We start from the raw sequence: 5,389 nt of genomic DNA, 5'->3' as shown, positions 1-5,389 counted from the left end.
AGTCGCGGAGGCGGTTCGTGTTCAGTACGGTGGCTCAATGAAGCCCGACAATGCCGCGGAGCTGCTAAGCCAGCCGCACATTGACGGTGGCCTGATCGGGGGCGCAGCTCTCAAATCCGCCGACTTCGCCGCGATTATCAACGCCGCGTAGCAAGTCGCTAAGACGCAAAAAAAGCCGGGAAATCCCGGCTTTTTTGTTTTTTGAGTACACCCGGCAGGTTTCGAACCTGCGACCCTCCGCTTATTCGTGGTCATGAGAATCGAACTCATGTAACTGCCTGTGACCACGGAAGGCGGATGCTCTATCCCCTGAGCTACGGATGCTTTGGCGTTATTTTATCACACGGCTTCCGGTCCAGCGGTACGTGGTGATGGTCGTTTTCTGCCGTAGAATCTTTCCGTTTTCGTTGCGCTCTGTGACGGTTGCCAGCTCGCGGATCTGATCGGGACGGCCCCCGGGATCACGTGGGAAGAGGAGTTTATAGGTCTGGCTACCAACTTCGTTGCTGCTGGAGAGTGCTCGTGGCCCCAGAATGAGCTGACTGCCGCGCTGGAGCAAGAGTACCTCGCCATTGGGGTAGTCGCAGGCTTCGTAGGTAAACTTCAACCGGAAAAGGCGCTCGACTCCCGCCAAACCTTGCCCGCCGCTGGCAAGAACACCGAGGGAGTAACCAAAGCGAGCTGTCTCCTGAACCTCGATGGTCGGGAAGCGTAGCGTGTTGCTGCCTGTGTGTAGACGCGCTTCTACTCGCCGGAGCTTACCCGTGCCCGTGCCCACCACACGCGCCAAAAAGACACGTCCATCGGAGAGGGGATAGATGGCGTTGGCAAGCTCACCGCCCCAGAGCGTCTTCGTCTCCCCGCCCACTTGGACGTCGTAGAGGCTATCGGTGTAGCCTGCGACGCTCCGCATTTTTTCGAGTTGTTTGACGATTTTTACGTGCGCCCCATCTGACCAGCGGCGCGTCGTGGCACCCGCGACAAAGCGACCATATTCCCAGCATTGCATAGAACCAGGTTATACCTGAAAGTGTCGTGTTTAGTCCGGACGGAAGAAGTCGCCCAGGAGCCAGCCGATAATAAAACCTGCGAAGATGACATTGCCACCCAGCAGGAGAGTCTGGCCAGCACCTCCCGTGCTGGGCATGCTCCAGCAGATCGCAAAGAGCGCGGTCATAAAGGCAATCGCCCCGTAGAGCTTGAGCAGTGAGGGAGTGAGAGACTCTTGGATCAGCGCGATGGCAAGATGCAGGGCAGCGGCAATCCAGAAAAAGACGAGCCCGACGAGGACTATCACGATTCCTATAGGCGGGGACTTTGCACCGCCACTGTTACTCGTGAGAATCAGGTCGTCCTCAATCCGCCGGATCATACCCGTGATGGTCATTGCGGAGCCCAGAAGCGCCCCGGCGGCAAGGAGCGAAAAAACAAAGGGCCAGCTCCACGACGAGACAAAGGGAAGAATCTGCGTAGACTGAGGAGACTTATCCAGGTACGACCCTGTAAAAAGCAGCAGCAGAAATGTCCCAAAGAACCCAAAAAAGCCAGCGAGAATGCGGGCCAGAGGACGTTTTTCCTCGGTGAGGTTGGTGACAATAGGAGCGGTGCGTGTGCTAGGGCGACCGGTGGCGCGGGAAGCTTGGCTACGTGCCGTGGGCGTCGCAGGTGTGTAGCCGGTCGAGCCACTGTAGCCACCCGAGGGCTGACGGGCGATCCGCTCGATCTTTTGTTGCACGGTCGCACTACGGGGATCGTGCTGGCTGGCCATCGTATAGTGGCGCAGGGCATCGTCGGTGCGGCCCTGGTTGCGGCAGACATCGCCCAGGACTTCCCACGCGGCTGCGTTCTTCCGGTTGTAGCGCAAGGACTGCTCGGCGAGGCTTCTGGCTTCGGCGACGCGCCCTCGCGTGAAGGCTGTCTGCGCCTGCCGCAAGAGCCGCTCGGACTCCTGGGTTGCTGTGGTGACAGGCTGGGGAGTGGGTTTTGGCGCGGGACGAGGGCCTGCAGAGTGATTCAGTGGTCCCGTGGGCTTGGCATTGGCTTGGCGCTGACGGAGTGCACGCTCCGCATCGTAGGCACGCCGCGCCTCGGTGTCGTTGAGAACGCGGTAGGCCTCTGCAATGTCGGAGAACTGCTGCGCTGCCTGCTTGCTCGCATTGACATCGGGGTGGTACTTGCGCGCAAGGCTGCGGTATTGTTTTTTGATCTCTTCGAGAGAGGCGGTTTCCGGGAGACCCAGAGTTTCGTAGTGCGTTCGCTCCGGCATAGACTTTTCAGGCTCAATTATACCCGGTCGCCAGAGATAACTTGGAGGGACTGTTGCGATAACTTGGAGGGGCTGTTGCGACACGCGGGCCGTACTCCTTATGGCTGCTGCTTCCGCCCTGACCAGGTTCGAAGCCGACCCGCTGCCGTGAGATGATTCTATCGCCTCGATTGAACTTTTACCAGAGCTTGTTTGTCGTAGCAGCATGACACGGAAAAATGTACTACTCTCTGGGATCGGTACGCTCCTTTTCGGAGCGGCACGAGCACAAGAAAAAACACCTCCCGAAAAGCCAGTCTTTGAGCAAGTGCCTGAGCTGATCGGTGCGCCTAAAGACTGGATCAATGGCAAGCCCGTAAAGCTTGCGGACCTCAAAGGAAAAGTGATCGTGGCTTGCTACTGGACTTTTGGCTGCATCAACTGCAAGCGGACGTTACCCTTCTGGAACAATTGGGCGAAAAAATACGCAGGCAAGGAGGTCGTTTTTGTGACGATTCACACGCCCGAGCTGGAAAGTGAGCGCGTGGTCGATGATGTCAAGAAGTTTATCGAGAAAGAAAAGCTGCTCTTTCCGGTGTTGATTGACAACGATAAGGCAAACTGGAAAAAATGGCGGAACCAGTGGTGGCCTGCGACGTACTTAATAGATAAAAAAGGACAGGTTCGGGGCCGCTGGGATGGGGAGCTAGACTACAAGGGTAGTGGCGAGTTCAAGCGTGTTGAGCAAGGAATAGAGCTGCTCCGTAGCGAAAAGTAGAGCGGACTAAAGCATGGCACGTATCGTAAAAAAACACCCTCTGGCGATCCGCTGGTTTCACTGGATCAACTTTCCCCTCTTGGCACTGATGATCTGGTCGGGGACGCTGATCCTCTGGGCTAACGATACCTATGCCACGCAGCTCTACCAGGGCGGCTATCGGGTTCTCCATGGAGGCACGGAAGACAAAAATCCGCCCAAGTGGCTTAAAGTACCCGATCGGATCATCCTGCGCCCCGATGTCCGCGTGCTCTACTCCGGCGACACGCTGCCCGAGACCTACCCCGCTGAGGATAAGCGCTTAGAGATCATCATGGGCTTTCGGCTCGCCCAGGGAATGGCATGGCACTTTCTCTTTGCCTGGTTCTTTGCGATAAACGGCGCTATCTATGTGGCCTTTCTGATCTCCAGTGGGCAGTGGCGGCACCTGGCCCCGAAAAAGAACTCACTGATCGAGGCGATGAAGGTTGCGCTTAAAGACCTGGCGTTCTGGAAGAAGATCGAGGCCGCACCCGAGGGCGAGAAGTACAACCATGCCCAGCGGCTGGCCTACTCAGGGGTGGTCGTGCTGGGAGTGCTCATGCTCATCACTGGGGTGGCGATCTCGAAACCGGCGCAGCTGGGCTGGCTGGCGGTTCCTTTTGGGGGCTACCAGGGCGCACGGCTGATCCACTTTATCGTGACCTGTCTCTTTGTGGCGTTTTTCTTCGTTCATGTAAGTCAGGTAGCACGAGCAGGCTGGAATAACTTTCGCGCCATGATCACGGGCTGGGTGCTGCTCCCACCCAAAGAGGAGCCTATCGCTGGACTGATTGGACCCAAGATCGAGCTGGCTATTGCGCAACTAGAACCCCTTCCAGAGACTCCTGAGACAGAAACTCCAGAGAGTGAGATCGAAGTGTCGCTGGTAGACGATGCAGAGGATATGGACGAATAAAATGGACGACGAAGTAAAAGAGCTGACGGGTTTGGAGATGCGGCGACTCTCACGACGCTCGTTTCTCTGGGCTGGGGCGGGTGTGGCAGGGAGCCTGAGCCTGCTCTCGCTCTTCAACCAGAAGGCAAGCGACGATGGCACCGGAATTAAGAAAGTCTTTCGGAAGGCACACGAGACCAACGAGGAGCTCGCGAAGCTCTTTGTCTCGGGACGTAACGCCCCGACGTTTCCGGCAGCCCGCGCTGTCGAGCCCCGCAACAACTACCACAGCATCACACCTGAGCCCGATCTGGCAACCTGGCAGCTGACCCTAGGCGATGCACAAAACCCTGATCCTGAGGCGATCCAGAAGTTCACGCTTGCAGATCTCAAGGCTCTCCCCGAGGTCACCCTGACCACGGAGCTAAAGTGTGTGGAGGGCTGGAGCGCGATTGTCACCTGGACGGGCTGTCGGTTTGTGGACTTTGCCCGGAAGTACCCGCCGCTGCCGGGCACGAAGTATGTCTCGCTTCGCTCGGAGCCCGAGGGATTTGAAGACGCTTGGTACTACGTGGGTCTAGATGTCGAGAGCGCACTGCACCCACAGACCTTGCTCGCCTGGGGCATGAACGGGGAGCCGCTCAACGCTGAGCACGGGGCACCGCTTCGGCTTGCAATTCCCACCAAGTATGGGATAAAAAATATCAAGCTCATCACGAACATTACCTACGCGACCGAGCGTCCTAAAGACTACTGGGCCGAACAAGGGTATGATTTCTATGCAGGATTGTAAACGAGGAAGAGGAAGATGAAAATGACACGAAACGCAATGGTGATCTTTGGTGCCGCTCTGGCACTTGGCAGCGCGGCCTTAGCACAACAGGAGAAACCTGCTGCGCCGACGCAACCCGCCAAAGAAATAGACTGGAAAAAACTCTCGAACTCGGAGTGGCGCAAGCGGCTCACGCCCACGCAGTACAGCATTCTGCGCCAAGCAGCCACGGAGTACGCTTTTCGCAACGAGTACCATGACAACCATAAGGTAGGAACCTACCAGTGCGCGGGCTGCGCGCTGGAGCTCTTCAAGAGCGAGGCCAAGTTTGACTCGGGCACGGGCTGGCCTAGCTTTTACCAGCCTTTCAAAAAAGGCGCAGTGCTGGAAAAACGCGACCCAGACGGCGCGCGTGTGGAAGTGCTCTGTAGCCGCTGCCTGGGCCACTTAGGCCATCTCTTCGATGATGCAAATGGCAACTATGGCATTCCCAAGACTCCCACTGGTCTGCGCTACTGCATGAACTCCGGGGCAATGAAGTTTATTCCCGCCAAGAAACCCTAGTGATGGTCCGACAGCGGCTTGTGGTTGGGAGGTATTGGTTAGAGTTTCAGAGTGGAAGAGTGCCGACGCGTTTGGGTGAGCGTATGGCTCTCTTTCCATTTTTCGTGCAAATTT

General features: G+C 57.2%; 7 protein-coding genes and 1 tRNA gene. 5 read left to right on the top strand and 3 right to left on the bottom strand.

Annotation, left to right across the window (positions count from 1 at the left end):
- Positions 1-151, top strand: a 151-nt coding sequence (locus AC1XOS_RS19270; RefSeq protein ID WP_481963843.1) for a triose-phosphate isomerase, incomplete at its 5' end; no start/stop codon positions are given.
- 55 nt (positions 152-206) lie between these two features.
- Here the strand turns inward: AC1XOS_RS19270 and AC1XOS_RS19265 are convergent.
- The 3 genes from AC1XOS_RS19265 to AC1XOS_RS19255 form a co-directional block, all read right to left on the bottom strand.
- Positions 207-324, bottom strand: a tRNA-OTHER gene (locus AC1XOS_RS19265).
- 7 nt (positions 325-331) lie between these two features.
- Positions 332-1,009 carry a hypothetical protein gene (locus AC1XOS_RS19260; RefSeq protein WP_481963842.1) on the bottom strand — a complete coding sequence of 226 codons (678 nt, stop codon included), beginning with the start codon at positions 1,007-1,009 and terminating at the stop codon, positions 332-334.
- A 30-nt stretch (positions 1,010-1,039) separates the two neighbouring features.
- Positions 1,040-2,266, bottom strand: coding sequence for a J domain-containing protein (locus tag AC1XOS_RS19255; protein ID WP_481963841.1), 1,227 nt, complete (start codon positions 2,264-2,266; stop codon positions 1,040-1,042).
- 205 nt (positions 2,267-2,471) lie between these two features.
- Between AC1XOS_RS19255 and AC1XOS_RS19250 the strand changes: the two genes are divergently transcribed.
- Genes AC1XOS_RS19250 through msrB form a run of 4 tightly spaced genes read left to right on the top strand, consistent with a single transcriptional unit; the run spans position 2,472 to position 5,275 of the window.
- Positions 2,472-3,023, top strand: coding sequence for a redoxin domain-containing protein (locus AC1XOS_RS19250; RefSeq protein ID WP_481963840.1), 552 nt, complete (start codon positions 2,472-2,474; stop codon positions 3,021-3,023).
- Positions 3,024-3,036: 13 nt separating this feature from the next.
- Positions 3,037-3,960: a cytochrome b/b6 domain-containing protein gene (locus tag AC1XOS_RS19245; RefSeq protein ID WP_481963839.1), complete on the top strand. Its 924-nt coding sequence runs from the start codon at positions 3,037-3,039 to the stop codon at positions 3,958-3,960.
- A gap of 1 nt (position 3,961) precedes the next feature.
- Positions 3,962-4,732, top strand: a complete 771-nt coding sequence (locus AC1XOS_RS19240) for a molybdopterin-dependent oxidoreductase (protein ID WP_481963838.1) — start codon at positions 3,962-3,964, stop codon at positions 4,730-4,732.
- 21 nt (positions 4,733-4,753) lie between these two features.
- Complete coding sequence (gene msrB / locus AC1XOS_RS19235) at positions 4,754-5,275, top strand: peptide-methionine (R)-S-oxide reductase MsrB (RefSeq protein WP_481963837.1); 522 nt, start codon at positions 4,754-4,756, stop codon at positions 5,273-5,275.
- Positions 5,276-5,389: the final 114 nt, after the last annotated feature.

Source organism: Armatimonas sp. (genome assembly GCF_964826245.1).
This window is presented reverse-complemented; position numbering and strand designations above follow the sequence as displayed.

Bases quoted from the DNA above. Each gene is read 5' to 3' on its own strand.
- AC1XOS_RS19260 (WP_481963842.1), bottom strand. From the start codon at position 1,009: ATGCAATGCTGGGAATATGGTCGCTTTGTCGCGGGTGCCACGACGCGC.
- AC1XOS_RS19255 (WP_481963841.1), bottom strand. From the start codon at position 2,266: ATGCCGGAGCGAACGCACTACGAAACTCTGGGTCTCCCGGAAACCGCC.
- AC1XOS_RS19250 (WP_481963840.1), top strand. From the start codon at position 2,472: ATGACACGGAAAAATGTACTACTCTCTGGGATCGGTACGCTCCTTTTC.
- AC1XOS_RS19245 (WP_481963839.1), top strand. From the start codon at position 3,037: ATGGCACGTATCGTAAAAAAACACCCTCTGGCGATCCGCTGGTTTCAC.
- AC1XOS_RS19240 (WP_481963838.1), top strand. From the start codon at position 3,962: ATGGACGACGAAGTAAAAGAGCTGACGGGTTTGGAGATGCGGCGACTC.
- msrB (WP_481963837.1), top strand. From the start codon at position 4,754: ATGACACGAAACGCAATGGTGATCTTTGGTGCCGCTCTGGCACTTGGC.